The organism is Pseudomonas sp. JQ36, assembly GCF_053851495.1.
In genome coordinates this window covers 5,572,622-5,588,500 of sequence record NZ_CM132642.1, presented here as the reverse complement: position 1 = coordinate 5,588,500, position 15,879 = coordinate 5,572,622, and the positions used below count along the sequence as shown (strand labels likewise).

Here is a 15,879-nt window from a genome sequence, read left to right as displayed (position 1 = left end):
GTCCCGCCAGGTCGTCCTGGTTCGGGCGCGGGGAATGTACACGAGCCATCATTTTGACACCACACAAAAGTCAAAGTGATGACGTCAATTTTCAGGGCAATACATCGAGTATCCGCTCAGGCCGCATTCTCCTGCGCGCTTGAGCTTTGCGATCAACCTAGTTTTTGCTCTCGATCTTGCCGCCCGCATCCGGATCGTATAAGTCCGGAATCTCGTAGCTGTATTTCTTCAACCAGCGTTGCAGCGCCAGCTCCCGCTCTGCCGCGGTGGCGGTTTGCGGTTTGGGCGAAGCGGCGTGGTTGCGGCTTTGCAGCAACAGCCAGCCTTCGGTTTCCTGTTGCTGCGCCGAGGCCGGGCCGGCATCGATTGCCTGGGCGGCGAACGGCAGGCTGAGCAGGGCCAGGCAGCACACGCTGTGCAAGGTATTCATGGTCATCTCCCGGAGTGTCACTTGAGCGCCGACGGTTGTGGGTCAGCCACCACCGCCACCTGATTACCGGCCGCAGTCGGGGCCTTGGCCGGAACCTTGAGTTTTTCTGCGCGGGCCTGGGCATCGGCGAACTGCTCCGGCGTCAGGTGCGCGCGGCTGACGATTTCGGCGGCTTGCTGCCAGTTGTTCTGGTACAGCAGCAAGCTCACCAGATTCAGCGTGGCCAGTTGGTCGTTCTGCTTGAGTTCAATAGCGGTAAGGAATTCGAAGCGCGCATCTTCAAGACGCAACTGGTTGAGGTAGACCACGCCCAGGTCGTTGCGGATCTTTTCATTGGTTGGCGCCAGGCGCACCGCGCGCTGCAGGTGCGCCTGGGCCTGACCGTTGTCGCCACGGGCGGCATAGATCTGGCCCAGGCCATGTTCGGCGTCCGCCGTCAGACAGGTGCCGAGCAAACCGCGATACAGCGGCTCGGCTTCGTTGCGCCCGAGCAAGCGGTAGACCTTGGCCTTGCGCAGGCGTACCTCGACCAGTTTGTCGGGCAGACTTTGCAGGTTGGCGAGGCTGGCGTGCAGCTTGCCGTCGTTGGCCAGATCGTCCGCCAGGTTCAGCGCCAGTTCCTGTTCGGAATCGAGTTTGCTGCAACTGCTCGGTGCGAGCATCGCCGACCACGGCGCCTGGCCGTCAGTGGCGCAACCGCCGAGCAACAACACACTTGCCAGGACAATCAATGCTTTCATCAAACGCTCTCCATGAGCCACGTTAGCTTGCAAATGCCCGGGTAATCGCGGTGAACCCCGGGCCGGCCAATACGATCAGCAAGGCAGGAAACAGAAACAGCATCATCACCACCGACATCTTCGCTGACATCTTCGAGATGTATTCCTGCAGCCGGGTCAGGCGGCGGTCGTCGAGTAATTGTTTGAGCGCCAGCAGTGATTTCATCGCCCCGCCACCCTGCTGGATCAGTTGCTGCAAAATCACGCAGGTGTCGGTGAACTCATCGACCGCGAGCATCACCGAGGCCTTGTTCAATTCCTGTCCCAGCTCCAGTCCCGAGTCGACCCGGGCCAGAATCAGGCGCAGTTCGCGGGTCAATTCCGGCAGCAGTTTCTGCCCTTCGGTGCTGAGCACGCGCAAGGCTTGTTCGACTGCCATGCCTGACTCGAACAGGATGCGCAGCAGCGGAATGAACGTGGAGATTTCCACCGCGATGGTTTTCTGCCGGCGTCCGGCGGCATAGGCCAGCAGCCGCTTGGGCAGCAGGTAACCGGCCCCGGTGGCGAGCATCGGCACGATCCAGCGGTTGGTTGCTTGAGGGAAGAACACCTCCTGCAGAAAGATCGCCAACCCCAGCGTCAGTAGCGGCGTGCCGATCTGGCAGGCGGCGAATAGCGCTCGCTCGTTGGCACGGCGCCAGCCGAGGCGACTGAGCAGGGTCTGGGTTTCGCTGTCGATGCTCACCGAGCGCTGACCGAACCTGCTGTTGCCCAGAGCCCGCAGCCAGCTACCAAAACGGTTCTCGCGCACCAGATGCCCCTGCAACCGTTGGTTGACCTGGCGCACCCGGCGGCGCTCGGTCAGCAGGTGATTGACCACCAGCAACAGCGCGCCGAGCAGCAGCATCAGAGCGGCGAGATAGACCATTTCAAATACTCCGCAACATGCGCCACAGCGCCAGGCAACCGGTCACTTGCAACACCACAGCGATGATCAACATGGTCCGACCACCGGAGTCGTGCCACATGCCGAGCATGTAGCCGGGGTTGGTCAGCATGAAGTAGCTCACCAGAATCACCGGCAGCGAACCCAGCACCCAGGCCGTCATGCGTGTTTCGCCAGTGAGCGCGCGCAGTTGCCGGGCGCCCTGGTCACGCTCGCGGATCAGCTTGATCAGGTTCTCCAGCAGCTCACTGGCATTGCCACCGTAGCGATGGTTGACCTTGAGGCCGAGGGCAAACATGCGCAGTTCGTCCTGCTCGTAGAGTTCGGCGAAATCGCTGACCGCATCCGGCAGGTTGACGCCCAGTTGCACGTTGCGCTGCACCCGGCCCATGGCTTTTTTCAGCGGATCGTCGCTCGATTCGATGCCGCCCATGACCGCGTCGCTCAAGGTGCGCCCAGATTTCAGGCTGCGCACGGTGTAGTCGAGCAACTGCGGCAACTGCTCGATCATGCGTTTGATCCGGCGTTGGTACAGCCAGGAAATGTACAGACGCAGGATCAGCGGCGGCGCCAGCAGCATCGCCAGTAAACCGATCCAGTCCGCCAGCAGATAGCCGAGGACAATCGCCACGCCCCACAGGGTCAGCCACAGCCCGAAACGTTCGGTCGGACGACCAAGCCCGGCGCGGAGAAACATCCGTTCAAGCCCGACCCAGGTCGGCTTCTGCGCGACCAGTTGTGGCTGCCCCGCCGCCAGGCGATTGAGCACCCGTTCGTTAGCGGTCTTGTGGATGCCGTGCACGAACAACCAGATCGACAGCCCGAGCAGAATCAGACAAAGCAGGATGAGAATGGCCGGTCCGATCATGATGCAAGTCCCATGCGGTCAGCCCAGGTGGGTCTCGTGGCGCAACTTGTCGCCGGCCGGATTGACCGCTTCGCGCAGGAAGCCGAAACCGGTACGCCGATCAAGGCGAAACAAGGTGTTGGTGACGTAGACGTCTTCGCGGATGCCGACCACTTCCACCACCTCGCTGACACAGCGACGGCCGTCGGGCATGCGGGTCAGCTGGATGATCACGTCGAGGGCGGCGCAGATCATCTGGCGCAAGGTGCGCTCGGCGATCGAGCGACCGGTCAGCCCCACCAGCGTCTCCAACCTCAGCAACGCATCCTGCGCATTGTTGGCGTGCACGGTGCTCATCGAGCCGTCGTGACCGGTGTTCATCGCGGTCAGCACATCGACCACTTCGACCCCACGAATCTCGCCGAGGATGATCCGGTCGGGACGCATGCGCAGGGCGTTGCGGATCAGGTCGCTGGCCTTGACTTCGCCGTGGCCCTCGGCGTTCGGCGGACGGGTTTCCAGGCGCACCACGTGCGGGTGGCCGAGCTGCAATTCGGCGACGTCTTCGATGGTCACCAGACGCTCGTGGGGGTTGATCAATTGGCTGAGGATGTTCAGCAGCGTGGTCTTGCCGGTGCCGGTACCGCCGCTGATCAGCACGTTGCAGCGCTTGCCTACCGCCTCTTGGAGGAACTCGAAAATCGCCAGATCGATGGTCTGCATCGCCATCAGGTCGCTGCTCTTGAGCATGTCCTTGCGAAACTTGCGAATCGACAGGCATGGGCCGTCGAGCGCGATCGGCGGGATGATCGCGTTGACCCGGCTGCCGTCCGGCAGACGTGCATCGACCATCGGCGAAGACTCGTCGAGACGCCGCCCGAGTGGCGCGAGAATCCGTTGCATGACCCGCTCGACGTGGTGCGCGTCGATAAAACGCAGGTCACTCTGATGCAGCACGCCATCGCGCTCAATGAACACCCGGTGCGGGCCGTTGACCAGAATCTCGGTCACCGACGGATCGCGCAGCAGCACTTCCAGCGGACCGAAACCGGTGAGTTCATCGACGATTTCTTCGGCCAGCCGCTCCATCTCGTAACGGGAAATCGCCAGGTGCAGGCGGGCAATGTATTCGGCAACCTTGTCGGTGACAAACTGCGCCAGCAATTGGCGCGAGCCCTCCAGCAGGTTTTTCCCCGACTCTTCGATGGCGTCGATGATGTAGCGATGCAGAACCAGTTTCAGGCCTTCGTGATCGGTATTGCCGGTCGCGCCGCGCTGCACCGCGCCGAACAGTTTTTCCGCGCTCATGAGGTGCCTCGCAAACGGTCGAACCAGGTGACCTTGGGTTTGGCCAGGCCTTCGGAGCGCTTGGCCAGACGCTCGCCGAGAGCACGCAGGCTTTGCGTGAGTTTTTCCCGCGGGGCCAGTTCGAACAGGCTGACGCCCTGGTTCTTGGCGTTCAGGCGCACTTCGGCGTTGGCCGCCAATACCGCGATCACTTCGAGGTTGAAGGTTTTGCCCAGGGTTTCAGCATCCGGGGCAACGCTGCCCAGATAGCCGTCCACCAGCAAACGCGCGTGGTCGAGCTTCATGCCCTTCTCGCGCCACAAGTTGAGTACAGCGAGGTTGCGCCGGCAGTTGAGCACGTTCTGATCGGTGTACCACAGCAACTTGTCGCAATGGCTGACAAAGGTGCGCAAGGCTTCACTGTCGGACTGCCCGGTGAGGTTCACGACGATGTGCTGGAAGTGTTGGCGCAAGGCGCTGAGCAACATGTACAGCTCGGCGGCACTGGTGCTTTCCAGCGGCTCGTCGCTGCTGGCATACGCCAGAATCCGCAGCCCCGCTTCAGCGCTGGTGAAGGCACTGTCGATCAGGGTCGCGTCGAGCCTGCGCAAGTGACGCAAGGCATCGCCGAAATGGAACGAACTCTCGAGCCCGAGCAACGCCAGGCTGTCGCCGCGCGGCAGGCCCAGATCCAGCAGCAGGGTCTGCTGTCCGCTCTTTTGCACCACCTGCGCCATATGGTTGGCCAGCAGCGCGCCATCGCAATAGCTCTGCGTGCCGTACAACACCGTAAGGCCGCCAAGCTGGGTGTTGGCCGCCACCGGTGGCAGGCGCTTGTTCAAGCGCCGCACCAGCCCGGCGACTTCACTGGCCCGCGAACCGTAGGCGACGAAATCCCGGGCGCCGGCACGCATGGCGTTGAGCACCAATTGATTGTCCATGCCGTCGCCGAGCGCGACGATGGCGAGCATCGGTTTGGCTTCCAGCGCGCCTTCGATCAACGCACTCTGCGCGACCACGTGGTCTCGATCGAGGCCGACGAACACCAGACTGGCGAAGGTGACGTCGACCAGCGCCAGCAACTCATCCAGGCTCCCGGCCCCGGCGCTCACCACCTGACCCAGCGGCGCGAGTGCGCCTTGCAGCCACTCCAGATCGGTGCTGTTACGGGTGATCGCGAGAAAGGTCTGGCTCAGGTTCTGGTTCATTGGGACAGTCCACTGCGCTTGTCGAAATTGCCGTTTTCGAGGAAGAACATGCGGTAGAAATTCGGATCGTAGTTGCGCAGTTTTTCCCCCGGCAGCGACGGCAGTTGCGCGTCTGCCGCCAGTGGCTGCACCAGATGCGGGGTGACGATCATCAGCAGTTCACGCTCTTCGCGTCTGATCTGAGAGCCTTTGAAAAAGGCGCCAAGCACCGGAATGTCGCCCAGCCCCGGAAACTTGTTCACTTGCGAGGTGTTGCTGGTGCTGATCAAGCCACTGATGACAAAGCTTTCGCCGTCGGCCAGCGAGATGCTGGTGTCGGTACGGCGTACGGTAAGGGCCGGCACCGGGGTGCCGGCGATACTGATGGCGTTGGCGTAATCCAGTTCACTGACTTCCGGTGCGACCTTCAGTGCCACGCGATTGCGGTCGATCACGGTCGGCGTCAGGGTCAGGCGGATGCCGAACTCCTTGTACTCGATAGTCACCGTGTCGCTGCCGGCGCTGGGCACCGGAATCGGGATTTCACCGCCGGCCAGAAAGCTTGCGCTTTGCCCGCTCAGCGCCACCAGGCTGGGGCGCGCGAGGGTGTAGGCGAAACCGCTGGTTTCCAGGGCGTTGATGATCGCCATGGTCTTGCCGCCGACCCACGAGAAATTGAACAGGCCGTTATCCACCGGCAGTCTCGGCGTCGGCACGCCGTCGATGGGTGGCAAAGTACCGGGCGATCCGAAGAGGAAATTGCCCCGAGTGCCGATCAGCGAAGCGGTCGCTTCCTTGAGTTTGGTGCGGCTGACTTCGACGAAACGAATGTCGGTCTGCACTTGCGAGGGCAGCGTCGGATCATCGGAAGGCAGTCTGCTGGCGCTGGTCAGTGCGGCGGTGGCACTGCCCTTGACGAACACCATGCTCTGCCGCGGTTCACTGGAGCACGAGGTCCAGACCATCAGGCTGGTGGCGCCGGGAGCCACCCCGGTGAGTAGAAACGAGGCGCTGCCGGTGTCATGCACGTCGGCGATCTTCGGGTCGCCGATGGCCACACGGGTGATCGCCACGGGTGACTGGATATCCTGCTGGAACCCTTCGCCAATCTCGATCACCGGCGGCATACGGCCGAGTGCCGAGCAATTGCCGGTGGCCGCGATGGCGGCGTTGATCGACAGTCCCATCAGTATCAAGGCCCGGACGACAGGTGTTAATAGCGGCCTGAATCGACTCTGCATGCACGTGGATCCTTGCTCAGTCATGGGGCTTGTTGGGAAAGCTGATTGCCGCGGATCACTTCCATCGGCCGCGCACCGCCGTGGCCGCCAGTGGCCGGCGCTTTCGGCGCGGCACCGAGGGCCAGTTGGGTGAACTGGAAGAGTTGGCTGTTGGCGTTGTCCAGATGCGCCGGCGCCTGCTTTTCACCGGCCCAGTATTTGGCCAGACGCTGTTCCTCGCTGCTGCGCACGGCCAGGCGCAGGGTACCGACCTGAGTGGCGAGCATCATCCGGCTGAGCAATTGTTCAGGCACGGCCAACACCACGGTGCGCGCGGCGATCCGGCGCTGATCCTGTTTGAGTTTTTCGTCGGCGCTCAGGGCCGGGCTGGCGGGCTGCCCATCGTTGGTCAGGCCGTATTGCTCACCGACGCCGAGCACGCGCATGGCCGGCACGACGATCTGCGCCGACTGCTGCAGATTGCTCGCGTCCTGACGCAGGTAGAGCAGCACATCAACGTAGTCGCCGGGCACCAGTTGCCCGGCAGCGCCGATCACTTCGTCCACGGCCACGGTGAGCGCGCGCTCGTCACTGCGGATCATCCGCGCCAGCGCTCCGCCGGCTTCGAAGCTTTCATCGTTGAGCCAGGTGCCGGCGCTCAAATGGCGCCACGGTTTACGCCCCACGACCTGATCAACACTGGTCAGGCTGCCGGCCGGCGCACTGCGCAATTTTTCCACGGCCACATCGGCAGCGGTCAACGGGGTGAACGGCGGCACATCGTGCAACAGCACGACCACGGGCTGACGGGTCTGATCCTCGGCGGCGGCCACGGTTTTTTCCACCACCACTGCTGAAGCGGCAGGCGCCGGGGCAACGGGAGCCGGCTGTCGACTGAGGACCAGGCCCCAGTAACCGACGATGATTGCCCCAAGCAACAACACTGCCGCAAGCCCCATGGTGACGCGACTGTTCATGACGGCTCTCCCTTTCCTCACTGCACCGACAGCCTGTACTTCCTGCCGAGAGAATTTTTCGCGATCAGGCAGCTATGAACATGCAACGATTTCGCTATTTCCAAGCTAGCTGATCCGAGCCAAAACGCCATTTCTGACAGCAAAATAACTCACTAAAGTATGAGTCCTGGCCAATTAACTGTAGGGTTTGGCTCGACTAACGTTCTGGTTAATCCTTTGTGATTAATCCGTTCTTACAGTTGTTGACCGGGGGTTTGTTGACAATGCTCTGATAGCACGGTGAAAGCATGCCGCTGTAGCGTTGGATCGGCGCCAGAGGCGCAAAGGAGTGGACGTATGATTCTCGAATATCTGCTGGCCAGGGCCCGTCTTTTTCTCAAAAGCGAGGAAGGGGCGTCGGCAATCGAGTACGCAATCGTGGTGGCCATGGTGGCCGTGGTTGTCGTGGTGTTCGTGACACCTGTCGGCAACAAGGTGCTGTCGATTTTCAACACAGTCCTGACCAGTCTCGGCGGAACGGCTCAGGTCCGACCTACGCCTTGATACCCCCCGCTCGTCCCCTTTCAATGCCCGCGCGCGGGTGAGCAATCGCGCGCCCGGGCATTGACGAGGCCATTGAATTTCCAGCGTGCGGCCGAGGGCTGACGCAAAGGAGAATGCTCATGGTGCTTGAATATCTGTTGCTGCGTGCGCGGGCGTTTCTGGCAAATACCGAAGGCGCTTCGGCCATCGAGTACGCGATTGTGGTGGCCATGGTGGCGGTAGTGGTCGTGGTATTCGTGACGCCGGTTGGCGCCCAGGTGCTGGCGATTTTCAACAGCGTGCTGGTATCCCTCGGCGGCACTGCACAAACCGCTCCGGTACAAACCCCCTGATGTGAGTCGCGTCCGGCGAATGTCGCGCTACACTCGATCTCACTTCCAGCTTTTCAGGGACTGCCCATGACTGCCTCCTCGCTCCCCCGCCAACAGTTGCTTCTGGTTGACGACGAAGAGGACGCGTTGCTTGAGCTGGCCGAGTTACTGGAGGGCGAGGGCTTTGTCTGCCACACCGCTACCTCGGTGAAACTCGCCCTGCATCACCTCACCCGCTTTCCGGATATCGCCCTGGTGATTACCGATCTGCGCATGCCGGAAGAGTCCGGCATGTCGCTGATCAAGCGCTTGCGCGAGCACACGTCGCGCCAGCATCTGCCGGTGATCGTGACCTCCGGACATGCCGACATGGAGGACGTCAGCGACATGCTGCGCCTGCAGGTGCTGGATCTGTTTCGCAAGCCGATCTACCACGTGCGCCTGCTGGAAACCCTGGACAATCTGTTCCCCAAACCGAAGACGCAGGCCGGGTAATACGGACGAGGTGTTTTTGGCAGAATTGACTGCCTGTCCGCGTGGGACAGGCAATCGCGATCAGTGTGCGGTTACACGCTGACGGGCGGCCGAAGCACTGGGCGACAGCGCCAATGCCAACTGCGTACGGTTGTGCATGTGAGTCAGGCGCAAGACCTGCGAGACATACAGTTTCACGGTGTTTTCGGTGATGCCCAACTCGCAGGCGATCTGATAGTTGGTCTGCCCCTTGCCCACCAGCCGAGCCACATCCAGCTGTCGTGGCGACAATTGACTGAAGATCTCCGGAATCTCCTGCTCGGCTTCGGCGCTGTCGCCGCCGAGCATGTCTTTGACCACCGCCGCCGGATTGCGTCGGACCTTGTCCAGATCCTGGTAGAGATCGTCGATGGACTCCGAGAGAAATTGCAGCTTCTGGTTCAGGTGCCCCAACTGCACATTCTTGTGCCGCTCGTGCAGCGCCGCTTCCTGACGCTTCACGCCTTCGAGCAGCTCATCGAGCTGGATCGGTTTCTGGTAATAGTCGGCAATCCCGGCGCGCAGCGCCTTGATCACGTCCTGTTTGTCGGCGCGACCGGTGAGCATGATCGCTTCGAACACCCGGTGTTTGCCGCAGATACGTTGCAGTTCCTGCACCAGCTGAATGCCATCCATGTCCGGCATGTGCAGATCACTGAGCACCAGGCCGACTTCCGCGTCTTCGCTAAACCGTTCGATCGCCTGAGTGCTGGATTCACACGGCACACAGCGGTAGCCGCTGCTTTCGAGAAACTCGCACAATTCTTCGACGATCAAGGGTTGATCATCGACCACGAGCACTTTTACCGCCGACGTAAGCTTGTTCACGAACCACTCCATTGCTCGAGGCCAAAGCTGACTTTTTCTGCACTTTGGCGGTGTAAAGACTTCATTTGAAAGTAGACGCACTTTCCGACTATGTACATAGGACTAGTGGCGCCTGGCGACTAATGGATCCAATGAATCGAAGCCAGTACCCCCAGCAGCACGAACGGTGCAAATGACAGCTTTTTTGACGTTCCAGGCTCCATATATCGAAGATGTTCTCTAAGTCGTTGACTCATATGAAGCCAGACTCTTGGCGCAATCAGCAGCCAGAGCAAACTGGCGATACCCGCGCCGATAAACGCACACAGAATGAATAAACCGTTCGTCGCAAGGCCCATGGCTGTCATTAATTTCACATCGCCCGCGCCCATCCGGCCCATGAAATATCCTGGAACAGTTAACCCCAGGGCGATCGCGGCGGCCCACCATCCCTGCTGCGCATCAGCCCCGAACCAAGTGGTGCCGGTCACCCACAGATGGATCAGCGCCAGCGCTCCCGCACCGAACGTCAGCACATTAGAGATGCGCCGTTGCCGGGCATCCTGGGCGGCGCACAGGGCCAGCCAGATCAGGAGAACTAAACTGTGCATCCGGTTAAATCCATCCGATTTTGCTGATTGATTCTATGCTGATACTACGCAGTGAAAGTCAGGGTAGACGCACTCATGAAAACCGGCTTCGCAAAATCACAGGCAGGCGCAGTGGCGATCGAATTCGCCTTGGTATTCGTGATTTTTTTCGCCGTGTTCTACGCGCTGGTCAGTTACAGCCTGCCGTTTTTATTGATGCAGAGCTTCAATGAGGCGACGTCCGAAGCGGTGCGCCGCAGCGTCGCGGTGGATCCGAATACCCCCGGTTATGCCTCGGTGGTGGTGAGCACCGCCAACGCCGTATTGGCCGATCAGTTGCAGTGGACATCAACGTTGAATCTGGTGGTCGGCGTCGACACCTCAGCGGTCTATGACGCCGCTCAGGGCACGTTGACGGTCAGCGTCAATTACCCCACCAGCAAGCTCAATCAGATCATGCCGTTTCTGGTGCTGCCGGGGGTGGGCGCGGTGCCCAGCCTGCCCGCCAACCTCACCGCCTCGTCGAGCCTGAAATTTTGACCGCCGGCGACAATCTGTTCGGACGCCTGCTCAAGCGTGCGCCACCGCCGGCCAACGAACTGCCCGATCATCTCGGCGCACCGCCGCTGGGCTTGCACCTGCAACTGGATCACGACGGCTGCGTGTTGCAAATCGCCGGGCCGTTGCGTCACCAACTGGCACAACAACCGCCCCACAACTCGCCGTTGCCGCTGTCGACTTATTTGCTGGCGCACAGCACGCTGGCCATCGAGGGCTGCCCGCAAGATTGGCAGGGGCAAATGCTCGATCTGGATTTTCCCGGCCTCAGCGATCAGACCTTGCACCTGCGCGGTTGGGTGCAGCCTTCGGCGGCGGGCTGGGTGCTGCAACTGATGGACATCGGCGACCTGCTGCTGGAGCGCCAGCAAGCGCGCCACCGCGAAGCCTGCCAGGCACTTGCCGGGCAGATCAGCGAACACCTGCGCGTCTGTAGCCTGACGCGTTTGCCAAGGGTGGTCAGCGAGCAATTGCAGGCCATCGCCCAGCGCTGGCATATCCCGTGTCTGGCCATCGCCCTGCTCGACGAACAGGCACAGGGCTGGCAGATCTACGAGCAATATCGCGCCCACGATGCGCCCATGCTGTGGCAGGACGGCCAGCGTCTGGGCACGCCGCTCGACAGCCTCAACGGCAGCGCGCCGCAGCGCCTTGGCGCCCATCACGGCTTGTACGAACACGCGCGGGTGGAGGCCACGTTCGGCAACGCCGACGGGTTCGCCGTGCCCTACAGCGATGATCGCGGGGTGGTGGCGTGGCTGCTCTGCGGCTTCTATACCGTGGACGTTGCCGCGCCGCACCTCAGCGACCGCGACTGGATGGCACTGACCAGCGCCCTCGCCGGCCCGCTGCTCAGCCGCCTGCGAGAACAGCAACATCATCACTACACCGAACGCCTGGAATCGCTGCAGACCCTGCTCGGCACCGGTTGGTGGGAAATGCTTGGAGACGACGTGCTGCTGGCGCCCCCGCTGCTCGATGTGTTGCCGGCGGAACCTGCTCGCATCTCGCTGCAAGACTGGCTGGCACTGATTCATCCGGCCGACCGCGAAGAACTGCGCAGTCGTCTGCATGCCCTGCAATTGCACGGCGAGCCCCTGACCCTGTGCGTTCGCCTGCACCGCAGCGGCCCCGGACAAACGCCCCTGTGGTATCGCGTTCAGGGCCAGGTCGCCGGCAGCGGTGAACAGCGGCGACTGGTGGGATTCATGCTCGACATCAGCGACATCCAGAACCAGCAGCAACGCGCCGAAGCCGCCCATGCGCGGCTGGATAATCTGATCGCCAGTTCGCCGGCGGTGATTTATGTGCAGCGCTACGTCGAGGGCGCGTTGCTTCCGGACTTTTTCAGCGCCAGCCTGCAGCCGCTGCTGGGCTGGACGCCGGCCGAGGGCTGCGCCGCCGACTGGGTGCAACTGATTCACCCCGAAGACCGCGAACTGTATTTCGCCCGCACCCGACAGCTGTTGCGCGAAGGATCGGCGCGCGCACGTTTTCGCTTGCGCGACGCACGCGGCGAATACCACTGGATGCTCGACGAAGCCAAGCTGCTGCGCAACGATCTTGGCCTGCCGGTCGAAGCTGTCGGGCTGTGGCTGGACGTCACCGAAGCGACGCTCGCCGCCGAACAGGTCAGACACAGCGAAGAGCGTTACCGGATTCTGGTGGAAGACTCTCCGGCGATGATCTGCCGTTATCGCCCGAACCTGATCCTGACCTTCGGCAACCGGCCGCTGGCGACCTACCTGGAATGCACGCCGGAGCAATTGCCGGGGGTCGATCTGGGCAGCTGGATGTCCGACGAACAACGCGCCGCCTTCGTCCAGCGTCTGGCACTGCTGACGCCGGAGCTGCCGGTGAGCACTGCCGAAATCAGCCTGCAATTACCCGGGCGCGAGCACGCCTGGTGGGTGTGGTCTGATCGCGGGGTGTTCGATGAACACGGGCGCCTGCTTGAGGTGCAGGCCGTGGGCCGCGACAACACCGAGGTGCGGCGCTCGCAGCAGCAACTCACACAAAGCGCAAAAATGGCCACCCTCGGCGAAATGGCTACCGGCCTCGCCCACGAAATCAATCAGCCGCTGAACGTGATGCGCATGGCCATCGTCAACGTGCTCAAGCGTCTGGGCAACGGCGATGTGCAGATCGACTACCTGACCGACAAACTCAACCGCATCGATGCCCAGGTGCAGCGCGCGGCAAAAGTGGTCGATCACATGCGCGTGTTCGGCCGCCGCTCGGAGATCGAGCAGCAACTGTTCAACCCGGCATCGGCTATCGAAGGCACGCTGTCGCTGCTGGCCGAAGGCATGCGCGGCAAGGGCGTCGACCTGCGGATCAGCGAAACCGCTTTCAGCGTGCAGGTGCGCGGTTACGTCGATCAGCTGGAGCAGGTGCTGATCAACCTGATGGTCAACGCCCGCGATGCGCTGCTCGGCAAACGCGAGAAAGACTCATCGTTCAAGCCATGGATCTCGATTTATGCCGAGCGCGACGAGCATAAGGTGCGGCTGTGGGTCGAGGACAACGGCGGCGGCATCGACCCGCGCTTGCTGGAGCGGATTTTCGAACCGTTCTTCACCACCAAACCGGTCGGCGTCGGCACCGGGCTGGGGCTGTCGGTGAGCTACGGCATCATCGAAAACATGGGTGGCCATTTGAGCGTGCGCAACTCGCTGGAGGGTGCACGTTTCTGCATCGAGTTGCCGATTGCCCCGGACGCCTAGATCACCAGATAGGCCTTGCCGGTCTGGCCGCAGGTCATGTTGGCGCCGACGTCGACGTCCATCAGGTTGATGCCCAGGCTTTTCAGCAGGTTGTTGAGCAAGGGGTCGAGCAAGGGGCTGAGCACGCCGGTCACCACGGGCAACAAACGGCTGCTGACATCACTGATCAACGAGGCCACTCCGGTGACAATGGCGCCGAGCGGGTTGCTGCCGACCGGTTGGTAAACGATCAGGTTGATACCCGCCAGGGTGTTGCTTAGGCTACCGACGATATTGTTGGTGGGGATCGCCGATTGCACGCTGGAGGGCAATTTGAGGTTGGGCGGAGTCGCGAACGGCGTGCCACTGGAAAACACCAGGTCCTGTGAATTTTGCGCGACAGAGGTATCGAGTTTGATCGCGATGCCGCCAGCACCGTATTGAACACGGGTTGCGGCGTCGCAACTGCCGAGGCCGAGAATCTTGTGGCAGGTCACGATGCCCAGATCCACCAGCGGTAAAGGCGTGACCACAGGCTCGGCCGCCGATGAAAAGGCGTTGGTCGGATCAATCTTGCCAAGTTTGAGGTCTGCAATCGACGTGACGGTGTGGGCTGTCAGGCTTTTGGTGCCGGTAGTCCCGGTCGGACAGCTGTAGTCCGTGACATAACTTTTCGCGCCGCCGGCATCCAGCGCGATATCGATTTGCGGGCTCGGCAGCAGTTTCGGATCGAGTTGCTCGCAACCGGCGCCCAGCAGACAGAGCACGGAGTTGAGCGTGTCGACCAGATTCAGACTCAGCAGCGCATTGAGGGTCGGGGTCAATGTGCCGACCAATCCCAGCACCGCATTGGCCAGCCCGGTCACCCCGGACAACACCGGCAGATTCACCGAGAGCATCGTGCGAATCTGCGCCGTGCGCACATAAATCCGGTCCGCCCCCAATGGGTTGGCCTTGGCCCGCGCCGGATCACCAATCGCCGAGAACTGCGGCGGCTCGATCACCTTGACCCGCACCGTGACATTCGCCAGCCCCAGCACGCTGATCGGCAAGGTCGCGGCCACCGCGCTTTTGCTGTTGGCCAGTTGCACCACGCCCTGAATCAGTTGCAGCAGTTGCAGGTTGGCATCCAGTCCGGCCGCCGTGGTGCCGGTCTGCAACTGCAGGATGTCGCCGAGTTTGACCGGTGCGGCGTTGATCGCCGCGACCTGCAACTGCCCCAGCGCAGTGATCACCGTGGCGGTCGCACCATTGAGCTGCACCACCGTCGCGGCCGCCTGAATCAGTTGGGTGACCGTGGCCTGAGTGTTGAGCAGTTGCGTGTAGTTGCCGGCGGCGACGTTGAGGTTGATTGCCAGTTGATTGAGGTAGCTGAGCAGGTTGATGTCGGTATTGAGCAGACCGTCCCAACCCAGTGCCGTGAGGTTGACGTTGCCGCCGAGCAGCCCGGAAAACAGCGGATTGAGAATGTTTGACTGGGCGGTGTTGATGCTCGCCAGCGTACTGCGGATGTTCAGTTGAGCAACCGTCGGCGTCGGTTGCGCGGCGACGGCCGAGGCGTTGAGCGTGGTGTTCAGGCTGACCGCCGAACCGCTGAACAAGGCCTGCACGCCACCGGCAAAACTGGTGGTGACTGTGCGGCTGGCGTCCACTTTGATTGCGCTCGACCGGGTTGCATCGGCGGTGAACGCGCGCAACCCGCTGGCCGCGGTCTGCACGCTGCCGCAGGTGGTCGTCAGAGTGTTGTTGGTATCGACGGTGTAGCCATTGCGCACTGCGCTTTGCCCGGCATACGTGGCCGCGCTGAGGCCTGACTGACAATTGCCGCCACGGCTGACCGCCTCCAGCGCCGCACTGTCGACCACTCGCTGCAACTTGCGCTGCTCCATGTACAGCCGACCGGTGTCGACCACCAACAGCATCAACACCAGCGCCAGACTGAGGGTGGCAGCCGCCATCAAGCTGATCGCCCCGCGTTGCCGGGCCGGGCCGTTGAACTGCGAACGAGGCGACATGGCGCACTCCTTTGCCGGCGCGTTGCCGAGCGCTACCTCCGATGGTGAATTTGAGTGTAGACGGCGCTAGTGGCAACGCGCCATTTGGTGCTGCACAAAACCCTGATGGTCTTCGCCTGCTCGCGAATGCGCTGTGTCATTCAACAGGGATGTGGCTGACACGCCGTCTTCGCGAGCAAGCCCGCTCCCACAATGGGGATTTGTGGTGGGGCAAAAAAATGGGA

General features: G+C 61.9%; 16 protein-coding genes. 5 read left to right on the top strand and 11 right to left on the bottom strand.

The genetic code is table 11. The annotated features are described in order from the left end of the window. Positions 1–157: 157 nt before the first annotated feature. Genes ACS4NR_RS25200 through cpaB form a run of 8 tightly spaced genes read right to left on the bottom strand, consistent with a single transcriptional unit; the run spans position 158 to position 7,613 of the window. Positions 158–430: a DUF3613 domain-containing protein gene (locus tag ACS4NR_RS25200; RefSeq protein WP_095138211.1), complete on the bottom strand. Its 273-nt coding sequence runs from the start codon at positions 428–430 to the stop codon at positions 158–160. A gap of 17 nt (positions 431–447) precedes the next feature. After that, on the bottom strand, positions 448–1,170 hold the full coding sequence (locus ACS4NR_RS25195; RefSeq protein WP_456018608.1) for a tetratricopeptide repeat protein: 723 nt from the start codon (positions 1,168–1,170) through the stop codon (positions 448–450). Positions 1,171–1,192: 22 nt separating this feature from the next. Continuing rightward, on the bottom strand, positions 1,193–2,077 hold the full coding sequence (locus ACS4NR_RS25190) for a type II secretion system F family protein (RefSeq protein ID WP_166496083.1): 885 nt from the start codon (positions 2,075–2,077) through the stop codon (positions 1,193–1,195). Position 2,078: 1 nt separating this feature from the next. Beyond that, the gene (locus ACS4NR_RS25185; protein ID WP_166496082.1) at positions 2,079–2,963 is read right to left on the bottom strand and encodes a type II secretion system F family protein; all 885 of its coding nucleotides are present in this window, start codon (positions 2,961–2,963) and stop codon (positions 2,079–2,081) included. 18 nt (positions 2,964–2,981) lie between these two features. After that, positions 2,982–4,250, bottom strand: a complete 1,269-nt coding sequence (locus ACS4NR_RS25180; RefSeq protein ID WP_202370059.1) for a CpaF family protein — start codon at positions 4,248–4,250, stop codon at positions 2,982–2,984. Beyond that, positions 4,247–5,437 (bottom strand): pilus assembly protein, encoded by a 1,191-nt coding sequence (locus tag ACS4NR_RS25175; RefSeq protein ID WP_456018607.1) that lies wholly within the window; start codon positions 5,435–5,437, stop codon positions 4,247–4,249. Before ACS4NR_RS25175 ends, ACS4NR_RS25180 begins: the two co-directional genes overlap by 4 nt. Next, positions 5,434–6,657: a type II and III secretion system protein family protein gene (locus ACS4NR_RS25170; RefSeq protein ID WP_095138205.1), complete on the bottom strand. Its 1,224-nt coding sequence runs from the start codon at positions 6,655–6,657 to the stop codon at positions 5,434–5,436. The genes ACS4NR_RS25175 and ACS4NR_RS25170 overlap by 4 nt, the downstream gene beginning before the upstream one ends. Before the next feature lie 20 nt (positions 6,658–6,677). After that, entirely contained in the window at positions 6,678–7,613 is a 936-nt protein-coding gene (gene cpaB / locus ACS4NR_RS25165) for a Flp pilus assembly protein CpaB (RefSeq protein ID WP_095138204.1), read from the bottom strand. A 336-nt stretch (positions 7,614–7,949) separates the two neighbouring features. Here cpaB and ACS4NR_RS25160 point away from each other — a divergent pair, with 336 nt between their 5' ends. From ACS4NR_RS25160 to ACS4NR_RS25150, 3 genes are all read left to right on the top strand, one after another. Next, on the top strand, positions 7,950–8,156 hold the full coding sequence (locus ACS4NR_RS25160) for a Flp family type IVb pilin (protein ID WP_047600497.1): 207 nt from the start codon (positions 7,950–7,952) through the stop codon (positions 8,154–8,156). Positions 8,157–8,275: 119 nt separating this feature from the next. Then, on the top strand, positions 8,276–8,488 hold the full coding sequence (locus ACS4NR_RS25155; RefSeq protein WP_095138202.1) for a Flp family type IVb pilin: 213 nt from the start codon (positions 8,276–8,278) through the stop codon (positions 8,486–8,488). A 66-nt stretch (positions 8,489–8,554) separates the two neighbouring features. Further along, entirely contained in the window at positions 8,555–8,962 is a 408-nt protein-coding gene (locus ACS4NR_RS25150; RefSeq protein WP_095138201.1) for a response regulator, read from the top strand. A 60-nt stretch (positions 8,963–9,022) separates the two neighbouring features. Here ACS4NR_RS25150 and ACS4NR_RS25145 read toward each other — a convergent pair whose 3' ends face one another. Further along, positions 9,023–9,808, bottom strand: a complete 786-nt coding sequence (locus tag ACS4NR_RS25145) for a response regulator (protein WP_456018606.1) — start codon at positions 9,806–9,808, stop codon at positions 9,023–9,025. A gap of 119 nt (positions 9,809–9,927) precedes the next feature. After that, the gene (locus ACS4NR_RS25140; RefSeq protein ID WP_456018605.1) at positions 9,928–10,398 is read right to left on the bottom strand and encodes an A24 family peptidase; all 471 of its coding nucleotides are present in this window, start codon (positions 10,396–10,398) and stop codon (positions 9,928–9,930) included. A gap of 75 nt (positions 10,399–10,473) precedes the next feature. Between ACS4NR_RS25140 and ACS4NR_RS25135 the strand changes: the two genes are divergently transcribed. Beyond that, complete coding sequence (locus tag ACS4NR_RS25135) at positions 10,474–10,917, top strand: TadE/TadG family type IV pilus assembly protein (protein WP_047600510.1); 444 nt, start codon at positions 10,474–10,476, stop codon at positions 10,915–10,917. Further along, complete coding sequence (locus tag ACS4NR_RS25130; RefSeq protein ID WP_456018604.1) at positions 10,914–13,661, top strand: PAS domain-containing protein; 2,748 nt, start codon at positions 10,914–10,916, stop codon at positions 13,659–13,661. The genes ACS4NR_RS25135 and ACS4NR_RS25130 overlap by 4 nt, the downstream gene beginning before the upstream one ends. Here ACS4NR_RS25130 and ACS4NR_RS25125 read toward each other — a convergent pair. Then, the gene (locus ACS4NR_RS25125) at positions 13,658–15,655 is read right to left on the bottom strand and encodes a pilus assembly protein TadG-related protein (protein ID WP_456018603.1); all 1,998 of its coding nucleotides are present in this window, start codon (positions 15,653–15,655) and stop codon (positions 13,658–13,660) included. The two genes, ACS4NR_RS25130 and ACS4NR_RS25125, sit on opposite strands and share 4 nt — an antisense overlap. Between the last annotated feature and the right edge of the window lie 224 nt (positions 15,656–15,879).